The 18,776-nt window shown below is 71.7% G+C and carries 17 protein-coding genes; 9 read left to right on the top strand and 8 right to left on the bottom strand.

From position 1 onward, the window contains the following. Positions 1 to 46 precede the first annotated feature (46 nt). The 5 genes from ACFY2A_RS11320 to ACFY2A_RS11300 form a co-directional block, all read right to left on the bottom strand. Positions 47 to 808, bottom strand: coding sequence for a DeoR/GlpR family DNA-binding transcription regulator (locus ACFY2A_RS11320; RefSeq protein WP_363920280.1), 762 nt, complete (start codon positions 806 to 808; stop codon positions 47 to 49). 222 nt (positions 809 to 1,030) lie between these two features. After that, entirely contained in the window at positions 1,031 to 1,792 is a 762-nt protein-coding gene (locus ACFY2A_RS11315) for a hypothetical protein (protein WP_387170781.1), read from the bottom strand. Then, a complete protein-coding gene (locus ACFY2A_RS11310) occupies positions 1,782 to 2,300 on the bottom strand; it encodes a sigma-70 family RNA polymerase sigma factor (RefSeq protein WP_363920276.1) in 519 nt (172 codons plus the stop codon). The genes ACFY2A_RS11315 and ACFY2A_RS11310 overlap by 11 nt, the downstream gene beginning before the upstream one ends. Before the next feature lie 44 nt (positions 2,301 to 2,344). Beyond that, positions 2,345 to 3,043, bottom strand: coding sequence for a hypothetical protein (locus ACFY2A_RS11305; protein WP_387170779.1), 699 nt, complete (start codon positions 3,041 to 3,043; stop codon positions 2,345 to 2,347). A gap of 176 nt (positions 3,044 to 3,219) precedes the next feature. Next, a complete protein-coding gene (locus tag ACFY2A_RS11300) occupies positions 3,220 to 3,633 on the bottom strand; it encodes a hypothetical protein (protein WP_387170777.1) in 414 nt (137 codons plus the stop codon). Positions 3,634 to 4,027: 394 nt separating this feature from the next. On the opposite strand from ACFY2A_RS11300, the gene ACFY2A_RS11295 reads away from it, so the two are divergent. From ACFY2A_RS11295 to ACFY2A_RS11275, 5 genes are all read left to right on the top strand, one after another. Beyond that, complete coding sequence (locus ACFY2A_RS11295; RefSeq protein ID WP_363920269.1) at positions 4,028 to 4,381, top strand: DUF4212 domain-containing protein; 354 nt, start codon at positions 4,028 to 4,030, stop codon at positions 4,379 to 4,381. Then, complete coding sequence (locus ACFY2A_RS11290) at positions 4,378 to 6,063, top strand: sodium:solute symporter family protein (protein ID WP_387170775.1); 1,686 nt, start codon at positions 4,378 to 4,380, stop codon at positions 6,061 to 6,063. Before ACFY2A_RS11295 ends, ACFY2A_RS11290 begins: the two co-directional genes overlap by 4 nt. A 288-nt stretch (positions 6,064 to 6,351) precedes the next feature. Then, positions 6,352 to 7,578 carry a multidrug effflux MFS transporter gene (locus ACFY2A_RS11285; RefSeq protein WP_387171296.1) on the top strand — a complete coding sequence of 409 codons (1,227 nt, stop codon included), beginning with the start codon at positions 6,352 to 6,354 and terminating at the stop codon, positions 7,576 to 7,578. A 60-nt stretch (positions 7,579 to 7,638) separates the two neighbouring features. After that, the gene (locus ACFY2A_RS11280; protein WP_387170773.1) at positions 7,639 to 8,976 is read left to right on the top strand and encodes an SWIM zinc finger family protein; all 1,338 of its coding nucleotides are present in this window, start codon (positions 7,639 to 7,641) and stop codon (positions 8,974 to 8,976) included. Then, positions 8,973 to 11,606 (top strand): DUF6493 family protein, encoded by a 2,634-nt coding sequence (locus tag ACFY2A_RS11275; RefSeq protein WP_387170771.1) that lies wholly within the window; start codon positions 8,973 to 8,975, stop codon positions 11,604 to 11,606. Before ACFY2A_RS11280 ends, ACFY2A_RS11275 begins: the two co-directional genes overlap by 4 nt. A gap of 82 nt (positions 11,607 to 11,688) precedes the next feature. On the opposite strand, the gene ACFY2A_RS11270 is transcribed toward ACFY2A_RS11275, so the two are convergent. The 3 genes from ACFY2A_RS11270 to ACFY2A_RS11260 form a co-directional block, all read right to left on the bottom strand. Next, complete coding sequence (locus ACFY2A_RS11270; protein ID WP_387170769.1) at positions 11,689 to 13,950, bottom strand: catalase; 2,262 nt, start codon at positions 13,948 to 13,950, stop codon at positions 11,689 to 11,691. Positions 13,951 to 14,052: 102 nt separating this feature from the next. Further along, complete coding sequence (locus ACFY2A_RS11265) at positions 14,053 to 14,550, bottom strand: SRPBCC family protein (RefSeq protein ID WP_387170767.1); 498 nt, start codon at positions 14,548 to 14,550, stop codon at positions 14,053 to 14,055. Beyond that, the gene (locus tag ACFY2A_RS11260) at positions 14,547 to 14,909 is read right to left on the bottom strand and encodes a metalloregulator ArsR/SmtB family transcription factor (protein WP_387170765.1); all 363 of its coding nucleotides are present in this window, start codon (positions 14,907 to 14,909) and stop codon (positions 14,547 to 14,549) included. Before ACFY2A_RS11260 ends, ACFY2A_RS11265 begins: the two co-directional genes overlap by 4 nt. Positions 14,910 to 15,072: 163 nt before the next feature. Between ACFY2A_RS11260 and ACFY2A_RS11255 the strand changes: the two genes are divergently transcribed. The 4 genes from ACFY2A_RS11255 (at position 15,073) to ACFY2A_RS11240 (ending at position 18,655) form a co-directional block, all read left to right on the top strand. Further along, on the top strand, positions 15,073 to 16,032 hold the full coding sequence (locus tag ACFY2A_RS11255) for a TIGR03557 family F420-dependent LLM class oxidoreductase (protein WP_387170763.1): 960 nt from the start codon (positions 15,073 to 15,075) through the stop codon (positions 16,030 to 16,032). A 99-nt stretch (positions 16,033 to 16,131) separates the two neighbouring features. Beyond that, the gene (locus ACFY2A_RS11250) at positions 16,132 to 16,524 is read left to right on the top strand and encodes an SCO5389 family protein (RefSeq protein ID WP_387170761.1); all 393 of its coding nucleotides are present in this window, start codon (positions 16,132 to 16,134) and stop codon (positions 16,522 to 16,524) included. Beyond that, positions 16,514 to 17,662 carry an LLM class flavin-dependent oxidoreductase gene (locus ACFY2A_RS11245; RefSeq protein ID WP_387170760.1) on the top strand — a complete coding sequence of 383 codons (1,149 nt, stop codon included), beginning with the start codon at positions 16,514 to 16,516 and terminating at the stop codon, positions 17,660 to 17,662. Before ACFY2A_RS11250 ends, ACFY2A_RS11245 begins: the two co-directional genes overlap by 11 nt. Positions 17,663 to 17,683: 21 nt before the next feature. Next, the gene (locus tag ACFY2A_RS11240; RefSeq protein ID WP_387170758.1) at positions 17,684 to 18,655 is read left to right on the top strand and encodes an ATP-binding protein; all 972 of its coding nucleotides are present in this window, start codon (positions 17,684 to 17,686) and stop codon (positions 18,653 to 18,655) included. Positions 18,656 to 18,776: the final 121 nt, after the last annotated feature.

Genomic DNA, 18,776 nt, shown 5'->3' with positions numbered 1-18,776 from the left:
ATGGTGGTGGGTGATGGTGAGGGAACGGTGGGTCGGACGGCGGCGCTCAGACGCGCAGCACCACCGGGCCGAGCAGTGAGTAGCGGTGCGCCTCGGACGCCGGCAGTGCGGTGTCCGTGACGATGGTGTCGACGTCCGCGACGTCGGCGAAGCGGCAGAAGCTGTGCCCACCGAACTTGGTGTGCACCCCGGCGAACACCACCCGCCGGGACACCGCCATCACCTGAGCCTTCACGGCGGCCACCGCCGGGTCGGGCGTGGTGAGTCCGTGCTTGCGGGAGATGCCGTTGGCGCCGACGTAGGCCAGGTCGATGACGAAGCCGGCGAGCATCCGGGTGGCCCAGTGGTCGACGGTGGCCAGGGTGCGACCACGGACCCGGCCGCCGAGCAACAGCACGGTGAGGCTCGGGTACGCGGCCAGCGCCGCCGCGGTGTGCAGGGAGGCGGTCACCACCGTCAGTGGGCGGTGGGTGGGCAGCGCCTCGGCGATCAGTTGCGGGGTGTAGCCCTCGTCGATGAACACCGACTCGGCGTCGCCGAGGTGTTCCACCGCCGCGGCGGCGATCCGTCGCTTCTCCACGACCATCCGGGTGGCCCGGGTCTCCAGGGTCGTCTCGAAGCGGGCCGTCTCCACCGGATACGCCCCGCCGTGGGTGCGGCGCACCAGCCCCTGCTGGGCCAGCAGGCTCAGGTCGCGTCGGACGGTTTCCGGCGCCACACCCAGGTCGGCGGCGAGCTTGCGCACGTCGACGTCACCCTGACGGCGAGCCAAGGTGAGGATGTGCTGTCGGCGCTGGGTCGCGTCCACCTGCACACCTCCGTTCGGCTCGGGTGCTTTTTTGTAACACCGATGAACGGCAGGTGACCCCGGTCACCTGCCGTTCAATCCAGTGGATTTGGTGACCGGCTACCACCGCCGAACGGGCAGCCCATAACCGTCACAGGTGGCAAACCACCACAATTGCGTTGCCCGTTTGATGGCCCGGTCTGCCCGACCGGCACCCGTGCTGCCCGCTCGGGCACCGGCCGGTCATCCCGGCGCGGCTCCGTTGTCGACCAGCCGGAACCGCGTGGTCAGCGGTGCGTCGCCCAACTCCTCCATGATCACGCCACGGGTCGGTGAGTTCTGCAGGTAGGCCGATTGGCTGCTGATCGCGTACGTCGGCTCGCCACCGCGTTGCCCGTCCCGGACGACCGTGAACTGCTGCCTCGGCTCCTCCGGCGCACAGGCGGCCGCGACCACCCGCAACGGCTCGCTGCCCGACGACCGCACCTCCCAACAGACGTCGGTCGGTTCGTCGCCCCGCTCCGCGGCCCGGACCAGGTAGGTGCCGGGGCCCTGGGGCGTGAACACGAACAGCTGGCGGCCCTCGTCCCCGTCGACCTCGGCCAGGCGGCCGTCGGCGAGCAGCGACAGCCCGCCGCTCTGCTCAGCCGCCCGGACGATTGTCACCTGCCGCCGTCCCGACAGCAGCGGATCGTTGCTCGACGGACCGCCCGGCGGTCCGGACGTTCCGGCCGGGTCGGGGCCGGCCGACGCGGTGGTCGACGTCGTCGTCGGTCCGGCCGGCCCGACGGGCAGGGAGTCCGGCCCCCCGAAGGGACGGGCCAGGACCGCGCCGGCGCCGAGCAGACCGACGAGTACGGCACCCAGCGCGGCGGACGTGGCCCGTCGACGGCGACGACGGGTGTCGCCCCGGCGTCGGATGTCGACCGCGGCCGGCACCTTCCCCTGCCGACCGTGCCCGGCCAACGCGCGCAGGGCCTCGTCGAGATGCGGCTCAGGACCCATTACTGCCTCCCCCGCCGGTGGTCTCGTACGCGCCGTCGCTCAGGTGCACGGCGAGAGCCCGGCGCCCCCGGGCCAGCCGGGTCTTGACGGTGTTCACGTTGCTGCCGATCTCCGCCGCTATCTCGGTCACGCTCAGCCCCACCAGGTGGTGCAGCACCACCACGCGCCGCTGCTCGGCAGAGATGCGCCGCAGCGCCGACACCACCGCCACGTGATCGACGGATGTCATCTCGACCTGCTGGCCGGCCACCTCCCGGCGGTGGGCACGGAGCCGGTTCACCGTCTTGCGCCACGCGCTCACCGCGATCCGGTACGCGACACGGCGGACCCACGCCTCCGGGCTGTCGCACTCTCGTACCGACGCCCAGCGGTCCCAGGCCCTGGCGTACGCCTCCGCCACCGCGTCCTCGGCCTCGGCCCGGCTGCCGGTCATCGCGGACAGGTGGCCCAGTACCCGCTGCGCCGACGCCGAGTAGAAGGCGTCGAACTCCTCAGCGTCGCGTTTCACTCACGTTCCCACCCGTACTGTCGCTGCTGGTCGTGGCCCCGGCCTTACCTTCGGGGTGCCGGTCCGGTGTCGTTGAACCGGAAGCTACTCGCCGGAGGAGCATCCCCCAACTCCTCCAGGATCAGGCCGGATCGTGCGGAGTCCCGCAGGTAGGCCCACCGGTTGCTGATCAGGTACTCACGGGGACCACCGTCGGCCACGGCGGTGATCTCGAAGCGCTGGGCCGGGTCGTCGGCCCGGCAGGTGGCTCCCCGCACGTACAGCGGCCGGCTGTCGCCTGGGTTGCGGACCTGCCAGCAGACCGGCTGCCCGGTGCCACCACCGTGGTACGCCTTGATGAGGAACTGTCCCGGACCCACCGGCGACGGCACGAACACCTGCCGGCCCCGGTCGTCGTCCACCTCGGCCAACCGGCCACCGTCGAGCAGCGCCAGCCCCGACTCGAAGGCGCCGACCCGGACGATGGTGATCCGACGCTTGCCGGACAGCAGCGGGTCCGCCGTCGCCGTCGGCCGTGGCGTGGCGGCCACCGCCGCGCCGTTGGGCGGCTGGACGCCAACCGCCGCCGGGGCCCCACCGGACGGTGAGGTCTCCCCCACGGCCGCTCCCACCGGACCGTCAGCGGGCGTCGCCACCCCGCCTGCCGGCCCGTCGCCAGCGGCCGGGCCCATCGTGTACGCCCCGACGGCGGCACCGGTCAGCACCACCAGGCCCGCAGCGGCGAGCCACCTACCCAGCAACACGATTCCTCCCGAGCTGATCAGCACCGGGGCCAGCCGCCGGGTGGCGGGTGGTCCTCGGTCGATTCAGCGGGATGACGCGTACGGGCGGCGGAAGGTTTCACGGGTCGGCCGGATCGTCGTGCAGCGGGGTCGACCCGGCCGGCCGCGCCCCGCTGTCGACGCGGTGTGACCGGCCGTCAGCTCAGTTTGACCAGGCGCATGCCGGTGCGGATCAGAACCACCGCGGCACCGGCGGCCATGACCAGGCCGATGCCGGGCATCAGTTGCCCCCAGGCGTCGGTGCTGGCGCTGAGGCTGATCAGGCGGGCCACCTGCCATCCGACGATGGCCGCGACGACCAGCCCGGGGATCAGGCTGTGCGCGATGGCCACCCTGCGGTACGGCAGCAGGGCACCGGCGACGGCCAGGAATGCCATGCTCAGCGTCCAGAGACCGGGACCGGCTGCGCCGGAGAGCGAACCGAACGGCGTGATGACCCAGGGGAGCAGCGAGCCGACTAGCGCGAGCACGCCGCCGACGATCATGCCGAGACTGCCGGCGTGGAAGACGCGCCGGCGAACCGGGGCGGCGGTGGATGCGGTGTCGGCCATGTCCGGATGCTAGGCGCTCGGCACCGCTGACCGACCGGGCAGATCGGTGAGCGGTCGGGCGGGGTCGGTGGGCGGACAGGCCGGGCCCGCGAAAACCGCGAAACGGGATGATTCCGCACTCCGGTTCGGGCCGCTCGACCGTTCGCGGAGTCCAACGGACCGCTCAGCGACCCGAAGCCACACCTGACCGGATCAACTCTTGCCTGGCCAGGCTGCATCACGTTCGCTTCCCAGACCAAAGGTGTGACCGACCGCACAACCACGTCGAGCAGTACGGCGACGCGGATGCGCGGGTCGGGCCACGGCACCAGCACCGCGTCACCACCAACCGGGCGCCGTGTCGCAGGCCCCTCGCCGGATCTACCGGTTCCATACCGACTAGGAGGCTCCAGACATGACCGAGGTAACCCCCGATAAGGAGACCCGTGGCGGTGAACCGCCACCGGCGGCACCACCACCGGCCTCCCCGCCGGACAACGGCTGGCGCAAAGAATACTGGAGCCGCAATCTGCGGCTCATGGTGATTCTCCTGGCCATCTGGTTCATCGTCTCGTTCGGCTTCGGAATCCTGCTTGTCGAACCGCTCAACAACATCGTCATCGCCGGATTCCCGCTCGGGTTCTGGTTCGCCCAGCAGGGATCGATCTACGTCTTCGTGATTCTGATTTTCGTGTACGCGAAGATGATGGATCGCCTCGACAACCAGTTCGGTGTTGACGAGCAGGAGACCGAGGGGGCTGGCAAATGAGTCAGATCCAGATCTGGACCCTCGTCTTCATCGTCGGCTCGTTCGCCGTCTACCTCTACATCGCCTGGCGCAGCCGGGTGAAGGAGACCGCCGGCTTCTACGTCGCCGGCCAGGGCATCCCCACCATCGCCAACGGTGCGGCCGTGGCGGCCGACTGGATGTCGGCCGCGTCGTTCATCTCGATGGCCGGCCTGATCGCGTTCCTCGGCTCCGACGGCACCATCTATCTGATGGGCTGGACCGGCGGCTACGTGCTGCTGGCCCTGCTGATCGCTCCCTACCTGCGCAAGTGGGGCAAGTTCACGGTCCCCGAGTTCGTCGGTGACCGGTACTCGGAAACCGTACGCACCATCGCCGCGGTGGCCGCGATCATCATCTCCTTCACCTACGTGGTCGGGCAGATGCGCGGTGGCGGCATCGTCTTCAGCCGGTTCCTGAAGCTGGACGTGACCCAGGGCGTCATCCTCGCCGCCGTGATCATCGGCCTGTACGCGGTGCTCGGTGGCATGAAGGGCATCACCTGGACCCAGGTGGCGCAGTACACGGTGCTGATCACCGCCTACCTGATTCCCGCAGTCGCGGTGGCCCAGCAGATGACCGGCATTCCGATCCCGCAGGTGTCGTTCGGGCAGATCCTCGCCGAACTCGACGCGATAAGCGTCGAGATGGGGTTGAACCAGTACACCGAGGCGTTCGCGGCCCGGCCGCAGATCGACGTGTTCCTGGTGACGATGGCACTGATGATCGGCACCGCCGGTCTACCGCACGTCATCGTCCGCTTCTACACGACGAAGACCGTACGGGGTGCCCGCTACTCGGCGTTCTGGGCGCTGTTCTTCATCGCCCTGCTCTACACCACCGCCCCGGCGGTCGGCGCCTTCACCAAGCTGAACCTGCTCCAGGACGTCAACGGCGTCTCGGCCAACGCCCTGCCCAGCTGGATCGAGAACTGGGCGGCAACGGGGCTGGTCACGGTCAGCGACGGCGCGACGACCATCAACACGGTCAGCAACAGCCCGACCTCCGGCGCCGACCTGATCGTCAACAACGACATCCTGGTCCTCGCCAGTCCCGAGATCGCCGGCCTGCCGGCACCGATCGTGGGTCTGGTGGCGGCCGGCGGCATGGCCGCCGCGATGTCCACGGCGGCCGGCCTGCTGCTGGTGATCTCGTCGTCCTTCTCGCACGACCTGTACTTCCGCCGGGTCAAGCGGGACTCCACCGACCAGCAGCGACTGCTCGCCGGTCGGATCGCCATGGGCCTTGCGGTGCTGGTCGCCATCTACGCCGGCATCAACCCGCCCGCGTTCGTGGCGCAGGTGGTCGCCTTCGCCTTCGGCCTGGCCGCGTCGACCTTCTTCCCGGCCATCGTGCTCGGCATCTTCTGGAAACGATGTAATGCCACCGGCGCGGCGGCCGGCATGGTGACCGGTCTGCTGTTCACCGCCAGCTACATGATCTACACGCTGCCGGTGTTCGGCACCGCGGCCAACCCGCACATCTTCGACATCAGCCCCGAGGGCATCGGCACCATCGGCGCGATCGTCAACATCGTCGTCACCGTCGTGGTGTCGAAGATGACCGCGCCACCGCCGGACGACATCGTCGAGATGGTGGAGAGCATCCGCTACCCGGCCGCCCGGCGGGAGGTGACCGCCGGCACCGCCACCGACGCCGCCTGAGCCACCTTCAGATCGATAACCACCGGTCGCCGGTCCCACCATCGACGTTGGGGCCGGCGATCGGCCGTCGCCACCCGCGACGGTCCGCTCCGTCGGTCCGACGACCGGAACCGGAGGTGTGAGGTGGCTTACCTCTGGATCAAGTGGGAATCAGCAGACCGGAGGTGGGTTGGAGCGAGGTATGAGCATCGCACCACATCCCGCACCGTCCTGCGGCCGGCGGGAGACCTCCCGGTGAGCGGCGTCGACACCGCCGCACCGCCGGCCGCGCTGATGCCGGGCGACCTGATGAGCCGCCGCCAGCGCCTCCGCCTCATCCTCGTCCTCGGTTCGCTGATCGCGGTGGGCCCGCTGACCATCGACATGTACCTTCCGGCGCTGCCCTCGATCGTCGACGACCTCGGCACCACCTCGGCGGCGGTCCAACTGACGCTCACCGGCACGCTGATCGGCCTCGCGCTCGGACAACTGCTGATCGGCCCGCTGTCCGACGCCGTCGGTCGGCGGACACCGCTGATCGCCGGCACCGCACTGCACATCGTCGCGTCCGTGTGCTGCGCTCTCGCCCCGAACATCACCGTGCTCGGCGCGCTGCGGGTGGTCCAGGGCCTGGGCGCGGCAGCGGCTGCCGTGATCGCCATGGCCGTGGTCCGCGACCTGTTCAGCGGCAAGGCCTTCGCCCAACTGCTGTCCCGCCTGTTGCTCGTGATGGGCGCCGCCCCGATCCTCGCGCCGACCCTCGGCAGCGAACTGCTGCGGTGGACGCAGTGGCGCGGCGTGTTCGCCGCCCTCGCGGTATTCGGCGTACTGCTGCTGCTGATCGCGATGCTGGGCCTGCCGGAGACGCTGCCACCGCTGCGGCGCCAGCGCGGCGGGGTGCTGCCCACCGTCCGGCTCTACGGCTCGCTGCTGCGTGACCGCGCCTTTGTCGGGCTGGTGCTGGTGGCCGGGCTGGCCATGGCGGCCCTGTTCGCCTACGTCGGCGGCTCCTCGTTCGTCCTGCAGGAGCGTTACGGGCTCGACGAGCAGCAGTTCGGGCTGGCCTTCGGTGCCGGGGCGGTCGGGCTGATCGCGGCCACCCAGGGCAACGTACGCCTGCTGCGTCGCTGGTCCCCGCAGCGGATCCTGGTGATCGCCCTGATCGTGGGCTCCGCCGCCAGCCTGATGCTGCTCGGCCTCGCCGCGACCGGGATCGGTGGCCTGGCGGCCCTGCTCGCGTCGCTCTGGGTGGTGCTCGCGGCGGCCGGCCTGGCGCTGCCGAACGCTCCCGCGCTGGCCCTGACCCGGCACGGCGAGGCAGCCGGCACCGCCTCCGCCCTGCTCGGCGCGGTGCAGTTCGGCATCGGGGCGGTGGCCGCTCCCCTGGTGGGTGTGTTCGGCACCGGAGCCGTGGCGATGGCTCTGGTGATCGCCGGTGGGATGGTCTCGGCTCTGGTCGTGCTCTTCGTGGTGGTCCGCCCCGGCCAGTTGGCCGTTCCGGAGCCGGTGGAGGCGATGGCCGTCGCCGCACACTGAGGACTCCGGCACGGCTCGGCGGCGCACCGGTGTCGGTGGGTTGCTCTACCGTGCGGCGGCGTGAACGCAGTCCAGACGTACCGGTATCTCGCCCCCTCCACCCTCGCGCAGCGGTCACTCGCCCTCCAGACCAGCGGCGGTCCGGCGCCGAATCCCCGTTTCTTCACCGGTTTCCTCACCACCGGGCAGGCGGCCGCGGTGGGTCTGCTGGCCGTGGCCGAGGTGGCCCGCACCCGATACCACCGGCCGGCCAGTCCGGCCAGCCTCGACCCGGTGGTCACCGGCAGCCGCGACCGGCTCCGCTTCGAGTCCTTCTCCGGTTGCTGCGGGGTGTACGCGCGGCTCGACGCGCTGCCCGCCGGCCTCGACGGTGAGGTGTCCGAGCACGGCACCACGAACGTCGACGTGAACACCCCGCTGCGCGAGGCGCTGGCCCGGGTCGGCGGTCTGGATCCGCTGCACCTGTCGGTCGGCCCCGACGATCTCACCGTCTCCACTCTGGACGGTTCGGTGGTGGAGAAGAAGGTTCCGCTGCCGGCACGCTGGCTGCGCGGCTTCGCCGAGGTGCAGGTCCTCGCCGCCCGGTTCGAGCCCCGGGCGGAGCTGCCGGCGGCCGAGGCCACCGCCTTCCTGCGCCGGCTGCCCAGGGGCAGCGACCGGTCGGTGCTCTGGGTGGTGCCGGCCGGCCGGTCCCTGCGGCTGACCTCCCGACCCGTCGCCGGAGCGGTCTGCCTGGCCGGGGCCGGCCGGCTGGTCGCGCTGCAACCGATGCTGCGCTTCGCGAAGACCCTCCGGGTGTACGGGCCGACGGTGGCTCCCGGCGCCGCCCCGGCACCGAGCGTCTGGGAACTGGACACCGGCGCGCTGCGCCTGTCGCTGACCCTCTCCCCCGAGCCGTACCGGGGTTTCTCCGGCGAGGGTGCCGCTCTCGCCGCACTCGCCGGAGACGATGTCGTCGACGACGCCGACCTCGTCTCCGCCCTGCTGTCCTGGGATCCGACCATCGAGCCCGACCGGCTGGCCGAGCAGGCCGGCATCGACGCGGGGCGGGTCCGGGGCGCGCTGGCCCAGCTCGGCACCGCCGGCCGGGTCGGCTACGACGTGGCCGAGGCGGCGTACTTTCACCGGGTGATGCCGTACGACGCGGGCCGCGCCGAGCGGGACAACCCCCGGTTGGTCGGTGCGCGGGCGCTGCTCGACGCCGGGGCCGTGCAGCCCGACGGCACGGCAGCGACGGTACGCAGCGGCGACCAGGTGTACCGGGTCCGCCAGCTCCCCGACGGCGGGCTGACCTGCACCTGTCCCTGGTGGGCGAAACACCGGGGGCAACGCGGGCCGTGCCGGCATGCCCTGGCCACCCGGATGCTGGCCACCGAGCGGGTCGAGGAGCGGGTGTGACGCGGTCGACGGAGAGCACGGTACGACGTCGGCGGGAGTTGGCGGCCGGCGGCACGAGCGACCTGTTCGCCCTGGTGAGCAGCAGCGACGCCGAGGCGGTCGCGGCGGCCCTGGCGGGCTTGCCGGAGCAGCGCCGCCGGGAGATCGGCGTCGAGCTGGCCGCCTGGTTCAAGCAGCGTGACCGGGACACCTGGTGGTCGGCCGGCACCGGTACCGCCCTGGCGGTCGCCGTGGTCGGCTGCCTGCCGACCGCCGCTCAGGCCGCGGCGATCCTCGATCGTCCCTCGGTCAACCCGCACGGTCCCCGCGCGGCCGAGCTGGTCCGTCGGGTGGCGCAGGAGCGCGGCGTCGACTGGCTGGTCGACCTGGCCCACCGGATCGCCGCCCGGTTCCGCCCGGACACCTGGGTCGGCCGATGGCATTTCGTCGCCACGCTGCTGCACGCCGAGGGCGGCACGCCGCCGACCGACGACCGGTGCGTGCAACTGTGGTTGACCGGGATCGAATCCCCGGACCGGTTCCACCAGGGCCAGCCGGCGCCGGTGGTCGACCGGCTGCGCGACGATCCGTTCCTGGCCGCCATGCTGCCCCGGCTGTTCGAGGTGGACGGCATCGGCGTCCAGATGATGTTCATCGCCGCCCACGACAACTGGAACGACCCGGGTCAGCCCGCCCTGCCGGCTGCCCTTGCCCAGCTCGCCGCCGAGGGGGTGGTCGACCGGGTGATGCTGCTCGACGCTTCGATCAGTCGGCTGCTGCGCGGTGACCGGCCCGCCGCGCTGCGCGCCTTCACCACCCTGCTGGACCAGCTCGCGCCGACCGCCACCGAGGTCACCGCCCGGGTCACCGGATACCTGCGCCTGCTCGTCGACGCTCCCGCGCCGGTGGCCACGATGGCCCAGAAGGCGCTGCGGAAGCTGCCCGAGTTGGAGCTGGAGTCGATCCTCGACGCCTCCCGGCAGATGCTCACGCGGCCCGACAAGACACTTGTCAGAACTCAGCTCACCTGGCTCGACCAACTCGCCCGCCGACACCGGGACCGGGCCGACGAGATCGCCGAGGTGATCGCGGTTGCCGCCGAGCATCCCGCGGTGGAGCTGCGGGAACGGGCATCCGCCCTGGCTGCCCGGCACGGCTTCGACCCGGCACCGGTAAGCCCGGCGCTGACCCGGCCGCGCGGCGACGACCTGCCCCCGCCCGCGCCGCCCGCACCCGCTCCCGACCCGATCAGCGACCTGGACGAGTTGACCGAGGAGGTCGCCGCGCTGCTCGGCACGCCGTACCAGGGGGCACCGCTGGAGCGGATCCTCGACGGGCTCGTCCGGCTCACCGCGACCGACGGGCCCCGGGTACCCGCCGCTCTCGACCCGGTGATCGAGCGACGACACTGGTCGTGGGCCAACGAGCACCGCTGGGATCCGCTCTGTCTCTGCGAGACGGTGGTCGAGGTGTTCCGCACCGCCGGTGTCAGCCGCCCCGACCGGCGGCGGGAGCGGTGGGAGAAACTCCTGACGGCGGTGCACCGGCCCGACGCGACACCGGAGCTGGCGGTCACCGACCCCAAGGTGCCTCCGGTCCACCGGCTGTTGCGTGCCCGGCTGGCCGAGATCGGCGCGTACCTCAACGGGCCGGGACAGTCCGGCCTGCTGGCCCTGCCCACCTCGACAAACGGTCTGCTCGATCCGATGGCCCTCGTGGAACGGCTCGCCGCGCTCGGTGACCGGGAGCCCGGTCACTGGGACCTCACCCAGGCGTTGCTGCGGCTGCCGACCCGCGTCGACGAGTCGGTCGCCGCGAAGGCGACGGCGCTCGGCACGGCAGCCGGCCGACGGCTCGCCACCTGGCTGCGCGACGGCGGCCTACCGCAGCCGGTCATCCGGTCCCGCACCGTCACCCGCGACCCGCGCCGGGGCAGCCGCCACTGGGAGTGGGCGTACATGCCGGCCGAGCGGCTCCTGGTCGAGCTGGCACCACCCGCCGGTGCGACCGACCGGTACGGGCTGCTGACCGCGCCGGCCACCCCCCTCGGCGGCGACCACTCCGGCTGGGTGCACCTGTGGCCGTCGCTGCTGCCCGGGCACCGGGGCGTGGTCACCGCGTACGCCCTGCCGCTGGTCGCCGGTGCCGCGGACATGGACGAGCGCGACGGCGCGGCGGTGCTGCCGCTGCTCGCGGAGATCGGTGGCCCGGGCGGGGTGGCTCTCGACCTGGCGGTGGCCTACGGTCTCGGCGCCCGGCACGGCCCGGACCGGGTGGCGACGGTGGACGCGCTGCTCGCCCTCACCGCCGCCGATGACTTCGACGCGGCGGGCACCGGGGAGCAACTCGGCACGCTTGCCGCCCGGCAACTGGTGAAGCTGTCCCGGGTCGTCGAACCGCTGCGCGACGCCGCGCAGGCGGGTGCGCCGCTGACCGTGTGGCGGCTGCTGGCCGCCGCGCTCCCGGCGGTGCTGGCCGCGCCCACGCCACCGCGCGGCCTACCGGACCTGCTCACGCTGGCGGCGGAGACGGCCACCGCCACGGGGGTACGCATCGACGTGCCCGGCCTGGCCGACATCGCCGGGCGGGGAGGATCAAACCGCCTGCTGACCGAAGCCCGCCGCCTGAACAAGGCACTGGCCGAGACCTGACGTACCGGATCCACAGAAATCCTGGTCCGTGAGGGCCCCTGGGGGCGCTCACGGACCAGGATCTTCTGTCGGGGCGGCGCGGTCAGGCGAGTGCGGCGGGGAATCGGTCCCAGACTCGGTGGTGGGGCATCAGCTGCTGGACGGCGGCCAGGACGTCGGTCGCGGAGTCGGCGGTGACCACGCCCGGCGAGCCGGTGACGCCGGCCTGCTCCAGCACCGTGACGCCGGTGCCCCACGCGCCGATGGCCTTGGCGTGCCGCCAGCACTCCTCGACCATCAGCAGCACCCGGGGGTCGACGGCGGTCGAGCCGGCCGCGCCCGCCTTGGCGTCGCGGGCCGGCATCGCGTCCGGGGCCGGTGCGGGCGCCGAGGCGAGCAGGAGCGCGTCGAGTTCGACCGAGCGGCCGGTGGCGAAGCTGCGTTGCGCGGGCAGGTCGCCGATGGTGCCGCCGTGCGGCGCGATCAGCAGCGGCACCATGTCGGCGGCGAAGACCGCCTCGCGGACCGCCCGGATGCTGTCCAGGTCGGCGTCGGGGTCGACGACGATGCCCACCATCCGGCCGTCGGCCGGCCACTGCCGGCCCAGTTGGGACAGCGCGGGGCTGGGCTCGACGTCGGCCACCGGCACGGTCGGCTCCGGTGCGGGCAGACCGAGGCCGGTGGCGACCTGGGCGCAGAGCACCAGATCGATGTTGGCCAGGCACTGGAGCTGCCGTTCCTTGATCGCCTGGTGGTAACACTTGCCCAGTTCGAAGGTGTACGCCCGGACGATGTGTTCCCGCTCGACCGGGGACATGCTCAGCCAGAACAGGCGGGCCTGGCTGAAGTGGTCGTCGAACGAGGCGGGGCTGGCGCGTACCTTGGGTGCCGGCGTGACCTGCACCGGCACGTCGACGAACGGGTTGTCGTCCGCGCCGGCCGGGAACGGGTTGCCACCGTCCAGGGAGTTCGGCCGGTACGGCGCGACGCCCGCGTGGACGGCGTGCTGGTGGAAGCCGTCGCGCAGCATGTCGTTGACCGGGGCGTGCGGTCGGTTGATCGGGATCTGCGCGAAGTTCGGTCCGCCCAGGCGGGTCAACTGCGTGTCGACGTACGAGAAGAGCCGCCCCTGGAGCAGCGGGTCGTTTGTGACGTCGATGCCCGGTGGCAGGTGTCCCACGTGGAAGGCGACCTGCTCGGTCTCGGCGAAGAAGTTCGTCGGGGTGCGGTTCAGGGTGAGCTTGCCGACCGGCTGCACCGGTGCGAGTTCCTCCGTCACGATCTTCGTGGGGTCGAGCAGGTCGATGCCGGCGAAGGTCTCCTCGGGTGTGTCGGGGAAGACCTGGAGGCCGAGTTCCCACTCGGGGAACGCGCCGGCCTCGATGGCGTCGTAGAGGTCCCGCCGGTGGAAGTCCGGGTCGATGCCGCCGAGCAACTGGGCCTCCTCCCAGACCAGGGAGTGCACGCCCAGCTTCGGCTTCCAGTGGAACTTGGCCAGCACCGTCTCGCCCGCGGCGTTGACCAGCCGGAAGGTGTGGACGCCGAAGCCCTCCATGGTCCGGTACGAGCGGGGGATGCCCCGGTCGGACATGTTCCACATGGTGTGGTGCTGCGCCTCGGTGTGCAGGGAGACGAAGTCCCAGAAGGTGTCGTGCGCGCTCTGGGCCTGCGGGATCTCGCGGTCGGGGTGCGGCTTGCCGGCGTGGATGATGTCGGGAAACTTGATGGCGTCCTGGATGAAGAAGACCGGCATGTTGTTGCCGACCAGGTCGAAGGTGCCCTCGTCGGTGTAGAACTTCGTGGCGAAGCCCCGGGTGTCGCGGACGGTGTCGGCCGAGCCCCGTGAGCCGAGCACCGTGGAGAAGCGGACGAAGACCTCGGTGGTCCGCCCCTTCCGCAGGAAGCCCGCCCGGGTGACGGCCTCGGCGGTGCCGTACGCGGTGAACTCGCCGTGGGCACCCGCCCCGCGGGCGTGCACCACCCGCTCGGGGATGCGCTCGTGGTCGAAGTGGGTGATCTTCTCCCGCAGGTGGTGGTCCTGGAGCAGGACGGGCCCGCGCGGGCCGGCCTTGAGGGAGTGGTCGGTGTCCCGTAGGCGGGTGCCCTGCGCGGTGGTGAGGAAGGCACCCTGCTGGCCGTTGGCGGTGACCGGCGCACCGGTCTCGGCGCCGGTCGGCGTACGGGTCTGCGGGGCGCCCTGCTCGGGTTTCGGCGGCAGCGGCTCGTGTGGCGTCGTCGGTTCGTCGAGCGACGGCGGGGCGCTGCCCGGCGCGCCGGGCACCTGCGGGGTGAGGGCATCGGTCACCTTCTCCGCCGCGGCCTCCACGACATCCTTGACCGCCTTGGCGGGGTTGCGGGCATTCATCTCGACGGGTACCTCCCTGGGGCACGAGAGCCAGATGCCAGGGCGGTACCCGGGGTAGACCGAGCAAAACGGAGCGAATGGCGCGGATGTGGGTATCTTCGATCACTCCGGCCGCAGCTGCTCGTAGTACGCCTTCATCGGCGGGTGGTAGTCGTCGAACGACGGCAGCGCCGTGTCGTCGCGGGCGGCCACCAGACAGTCGAGGTAGTACTCCCAGCCCGGCCCCACCTCGCCGATGCCGGTGGCGTCGTCGAGGTGATGGACGAAGCGCAGCTCGGTCTGCTCGCCGTGGGAGGTCAGCAGCAGTTCCAGCACCCAGTCGCCGTACTCGTCACGCATGGACACGGCCAGCCGCCGGGGCGGCTCACACGCGTCGATCCGCAGATCGGACCAGGGCGCCTCCTCCTCCATGGCCATCTGCACCCGGATGGTGCGGCCCGGCGCGGCGTCGCCCTCCCAGGGACCGAACCATCGTGCCGTGCGTTCGGGCTCGGTGAGGCTGGCCCACACGTCGTCGATGGGGGCGGGGAAGGTGCGGGTGAGGACCAGGTCGACGCCGTTGTCGGCGCCGAAGAGTCGGCCGGTCGGTATGCGGGTCATGCGGTGCGCTCCTGTGGGGAGGATGGCGAGTCGCCGGTACGGCGGTCGCGGCGGGCACGGTAGACCTCGGTCTCCAGGGCGTCGAGGCGACGTTCCCAGAGGTCGGTCCGGGTGAACGGGGTCAGCCACCGGACCAGCTCGGCGAGCCGGGTCGGATCCAGTTCGTAGCACCGCCGGCGGCCGACGACGGTGTCGCGGACCAGGCCGCAGTCGCGCAGTACGCGCAGGTGCCGGCTGATCGCCGGGCGGCTGATCTCGAACTCCTCGGCGATCCGCCCGGCCGGCAGCCGATGCTCACGCAGCAGTTCGAGGATGCGCCGCCGGACCGGGTCCGCGATCGCGGCGGCCACGTCGTCCACCGCTAAAGCGTAACCGATGAGTTACGTGTTTGTCGTGACCGACGCCGGACTTCCCCGCCCCGTCGTCGGGCAACGACAGCGGCACTCCCCTGTTTCCTCTCCCAAAAGGGGCGCGCTGGTGCAAAGTGGCAGGACAGGGCTGGGTTCATGATCGGGAGATCTGATGCGGATCGGATACAAGCTGTCAAGCGAGGGCTTCGGGCCGAACGAGATCATCCGGCAGGCCGTCCGCGCCGAGCAGGTGGGGTTCGACTTCGTCGAGATGAGTGACCACTTCCATCCCTGGCTGGACAGCCAGGGCCACTCGTCGTTCACCTGGACCGTGCTGGGGGCGATCGCCGCCCGGACCGACCGGATCGAACTGGCGACCGGGGTCACCTGCCCGAGCGTGCGCTACCACCCGGCGATCATCGCCCAGGCCGCCGCCACGCTCGCCCTGGTGTCCGACAACCGGTTCACCCTCGGCGTCGGCGCCGGCGAGCGCCTGAACGAACACGTCGTCGGCCAGGGCTTCCCCGGGGTCCGCGGGCGACACGAACGGCTCCGCGAGGCGCTGGAGATCATCCGGCTGCTCTGGTCCGGCGGCTACCGCTCGTACGAGGGAAAGCATCTTCAGTTGGACGACGCGCGCGTGTTCGACCTGCCCGAACAACTGCCCGTCATCGCCGTCGCCGCCAGCGGTGAGGCGTCCGTGACCGTCGCCGCGGAACTCGGCGACGGGTTGTTCGCCACCGAACCCGAGGCTGATCTGGTGCAGACCTACAAGCGACTCGGCGGGCAGGGCCCCCGCTACGCCGAGGTCCCGCTCGCCTGGGCGCCCGACGAACAGCAGGCGGTGCGGGCGGCCTGGGAGACCAGCCGCTGGGCGGTCACCGGCTGGAAGGTGATGAGCGAGCTGCCGAACCCGGTGAACTTCGACGCGGCGTCGCGCACCGTCACCGAGGACGACATCCGGCAGCAGTTCGCCGTCGGTCCCGACCCGGACGTGCACGTCCAGGCGGTGCGGACGTACGTCGAAGCGGGCTTCGACCACATCGTGCTGCAGAACGCCGGTCCCGACCCCGACGGCTTCCTCGATTTCTTCCAGGACACCCTCGCCGCCCGGCTGCGCGCCCTCGGCTGACCGGCGCCACCCCCGGCAGGCATTGACACTGCCGACAGTGACGTGATGTGCTCCCAGCGTAGCGGTAATGACAACCGTGATCGTTAGCTGAGGAGGAGCATGTCTCTCACCGTGTCGCCGAGCCTGCTGCGGGCCGCCGAGTCCGGCCCCGTTGACGACGAGGCATTCGTGGCCTGCGTCCGCGAGTCACTGCCGTACGCCTGGCAGACCGTCAGCCGGGTGGCGTCGGAGCTGGCGTCCTCCGACGCCGAGTTCGCCGACAACCAGGTGCCCCCGCCCAGCGAGGCGGAACGGGGTCAACTGTTGCGCGCTTTGGCCAGTGACGCCATCCGGTCCAGCCTGGAGCGTCACTTCGGCGTCAAGCTCGCCTTCCAGAACTGCCACCGGGTCGCGGCGTTCCGGCCGTCCGCCGTCGACTCCGACACCTACCGCCGGTTCATCTCGATGCGGGGCCAGTTGCTCAACCAGTCTCCCGAGCTGCGTGACTGCTGATCCGAGCGAGGCCCGGCGGGCCGGTCGGGGCGTACGCGCGCACCTGTTCCTGCTCGCCGGGCAACGCCCCGGTGAATCGCACGCCGAGGCGCTGGCGACCGCCCACCGCTACGGCCACGCGGCCGAGGCCGCCGGCTTCGCCGGGGTGTGGATCGCCGAGCACCACTTCATCTCCTACGGGGTGTGCCCGTCGGCGATCACCTTCGCCGCGCACCTGCTCGGCGCCACCCGCCGCATCGAGGTGGGCACCGCCGCGTGCATCCTGTCCAACCGGCACCCGGTGGCGCTGGGCGAGGAGGCGGCACTGCTGCACGAGCTGTCCGGTGGACGGTTCCGGCTCGGTGTCGGTCGGGGTGGCCCCTGGGTGGATCTGGAGGTCTTCGGCACCGGGACGGAGCGGTTCGCGCACGGGTTCCACGACTCGCTGGAGCTGTTGACCCGGTGGCTGTCCGGGCAACCGGCGGTGGCCGGGAACCATCGCTTTCCGTTCCGTGCCGTCCCGGTGGTGCCGCGACCGCGCGGCCGGCTGCCCGTCTGGGTCGCGGCGACCTCGACCGGCACGGTCGATCTCGCCGCCCGGCACGGCCTGCCGCTGCTGCTCGGCCTGCACGCCGACCTCGCCGAGAAGGCGGAGCTGCTCGACCGCTACGCGCGGGTGACCGAGGCGCACGGCCACGACCTCGCCAGCATCGATCATGCCAGCGCCCATCTCGCCCAGGTGGCGGAGACCGACGCGGCGGCGGCGCGGGTGGTCGCCACCGGGCTCCCCCCGCTGCTGGCCGGCACCCGGGAGTACGTCCGCCTGGACGGCGCACCGGCCGGGCAACGGGATCCGGCCGGCTACGTCGAGCATCTGATCGACATCCATCCGGTGGGCGCACCCGGCCGCTGCCGGCAGGCGGTCACCCGGGCGGCGGCGCTGCCCGGCGTACGCCATCTGTTGTTCATGGTGGAGGCCGGCGGCGGGCCCGAGGTCGGGCTACCCAACCTTCGTCGGCTGGCCGCAGACGTGCTCGACCTCGCCCCGGCCGGCGATCGGCAGCCGGTCACACCGACCTCGGCGAGTCAGGCGGCGGGTTCGGCGTCGGACAGCGAAGCGACCCGTTACCATGCGATTCATGGAAACGGTTACCGTTAGCATCTGGCCGGAGGGGCGCCGATGAAGATCGCCTTCGTCGGAAAGGGTGGCAGTGGCAAGACCACCCTCGCCGCGCTCCACGCCCGCCACCTCACCGCCGAGGGCCGCCCGGTGCTGGCCATCGACGCCGACATCAACCAGCACCTCGCGGTGGCTCTCGGCGGTCCGGTCGTGGCGGGCACGATACGGCCGTTGAGTGAGCACCTGCCGGCCATCAAGGAGTACCTGCGCGGCGACAACCCACGCATCGGCTCGGCCGCGCAGATGGTGAAGACGACTCCCCCGGGACGGGGCTCGCGGCTGCTGCGGGTGGCGGAGGAGAACCCGATCTACGCCGAGTGCGTCGCCACCGTCGGCGGCGTACGGCTGGCGGCGACAGGTGAGTTCAGTGCCGAGGATCTGGGGGTGGCCTGCTACCACTCCAAGGTCGGCGCGGTGGAGCTGCTGCTGAACCACCTGCTCGACGGGCCCGGCGAGTACGTGGTGGTGGACATGACCGCGGGTGCCGACTCGTTCGCCTCGGGACTGTTCACCCGCTTCGACCGCACCTTCCTGGTCTGTGAGCCGACCGTGCGCAGCGTCAGCGTCTACCGCCAGTACGCCGGCTACGCCCGCGACTACGGGGTGGCCCTGTCGGTGATCGGCAACAAGGTCGAGGACGCGACCGATGTGGAGTTCCTCCGCGAGCACGTCGGCGCCGACCTGCTGACCTGGATGAACCGGTCGGCGTACGTGCGCCGCGCCGAACGCGGCACGGTCGGCCCGCTGCACGACCTCGAGGACGCCAACCGGGCCGTACTGGGCCGGATGGCCGAAGCCGTCGACGGCACCGCGCAGGACTGGGCGGCGTTCACCAGGTGGGCCCACGAGTTCCACCGGCGCAACGCCGAGGCGTGGGCCAACGACCGCGCCGGAATCGACCTCACCACCCAGATCGATCCGGACTTCCGCATGGGGCCGGCCGCGCTGGCCGGGGCCGCCCCCCACGCCTGAGGCAGCGCGCTGCCGGGCCGGCCCGCGTCGCGCCCGGCGGCTCGTCGCCTTTGTTCCAACCTGGTTAACGTCACCTGCCGCCTACCCGACAGGTCTGGCGCCGGGCGCGACATCTTGCGAC

It is taken from the genome of Micromonospora sp. NPDC000442 (assembly GCF_042898635.1).
Lineage (GTDB): Bacteria > Actinomycetota > Actinomycetes > Mycobacteriales > Micromonosporaceae > Micromonospora.
Note: the sequence above shows the minus strand (reverse complement) of the source record. Positions and strands in the feature narration are given on the sequence as shown.

Excerpts from the sequence above, each read along its gene's own strand:
- ACFY2A_RS11315 (WP_387170781.1), bottom strand. The coding sequence starts at position 1,792 with ATGGGTCCTGAGCCGCATCTCGACGAGGCCCTGCGCGCGTTGGCCGGG.
- ACFY2A_RS11300 (WP_387170777.1), bottom strand. The coding sequence starts at position 3,633 with ATGGCCGACACCGCATCCACCGCCGCCCCGGTTCGCCGGCGCGTCTTC.
- ACFY2A_RS11295 (WP_363920269.1), top strand. The coding sequence starts at position 4,028 with ATGACCGAGGTAACCCCCGATAAGGAGACCCGTGGCGGTGAACCGCCA.
- ACFY2A_RS11290 (WP_387170775.1), top strand. The coding sequence starts at position 4,378 with ATGAGTCAGATCCAGATCTGGACCCTCGTCTTCATCGTCGGCTCGTTC.
- ACFY2A_RS11285 (WP_387171296.1), top strand. The coding sequence starts at position 6,352 with ATGAGCCGCCGCCAGCGCCTCCGCCTCATCCTCGTCCTCGGTTCGCTG.
- ACFY2A_RS11270 (WP_387170769.1), bottom strand. The coding sequence starts at position 13,950 with ATGAATGCCCGCAACCCCGCCAAGGCGGTCAAGGATGTCGTGGAGGCC.
- ACFY2A_RS11265 (WP_387170767.1), bottom strand. The coding sequence starts at position 14,550 with ATGACCCGCATACCGACCGGCCGACTCTTCGGCGCCGACAACGGCGTC.
- ACFY2A_RS11255 (WP_387170763.1), top strand. The coding sequence starts at position 15,073 with ATGCGGATCGGATACAAGCTGTCAAGCGAGGGCTTCGGGCCGAACGAG.
- ACFY2A_RS11250 (WP_387170761.1), top strand. The coding sequence starts at position 16,132 with ATGTCTCTCACCGTGTCGCCGAGCCTGCTGCGGGCCGCCGAGTCCGGC.
- ACFY2A_RS11240 (WP_387170758.1), top strand. The coding sequence starts at position 17,684 with ATGAAGATCGCCTTCGTCGGAAAGGGTGGCAGTGGCAAGACCACCCTC.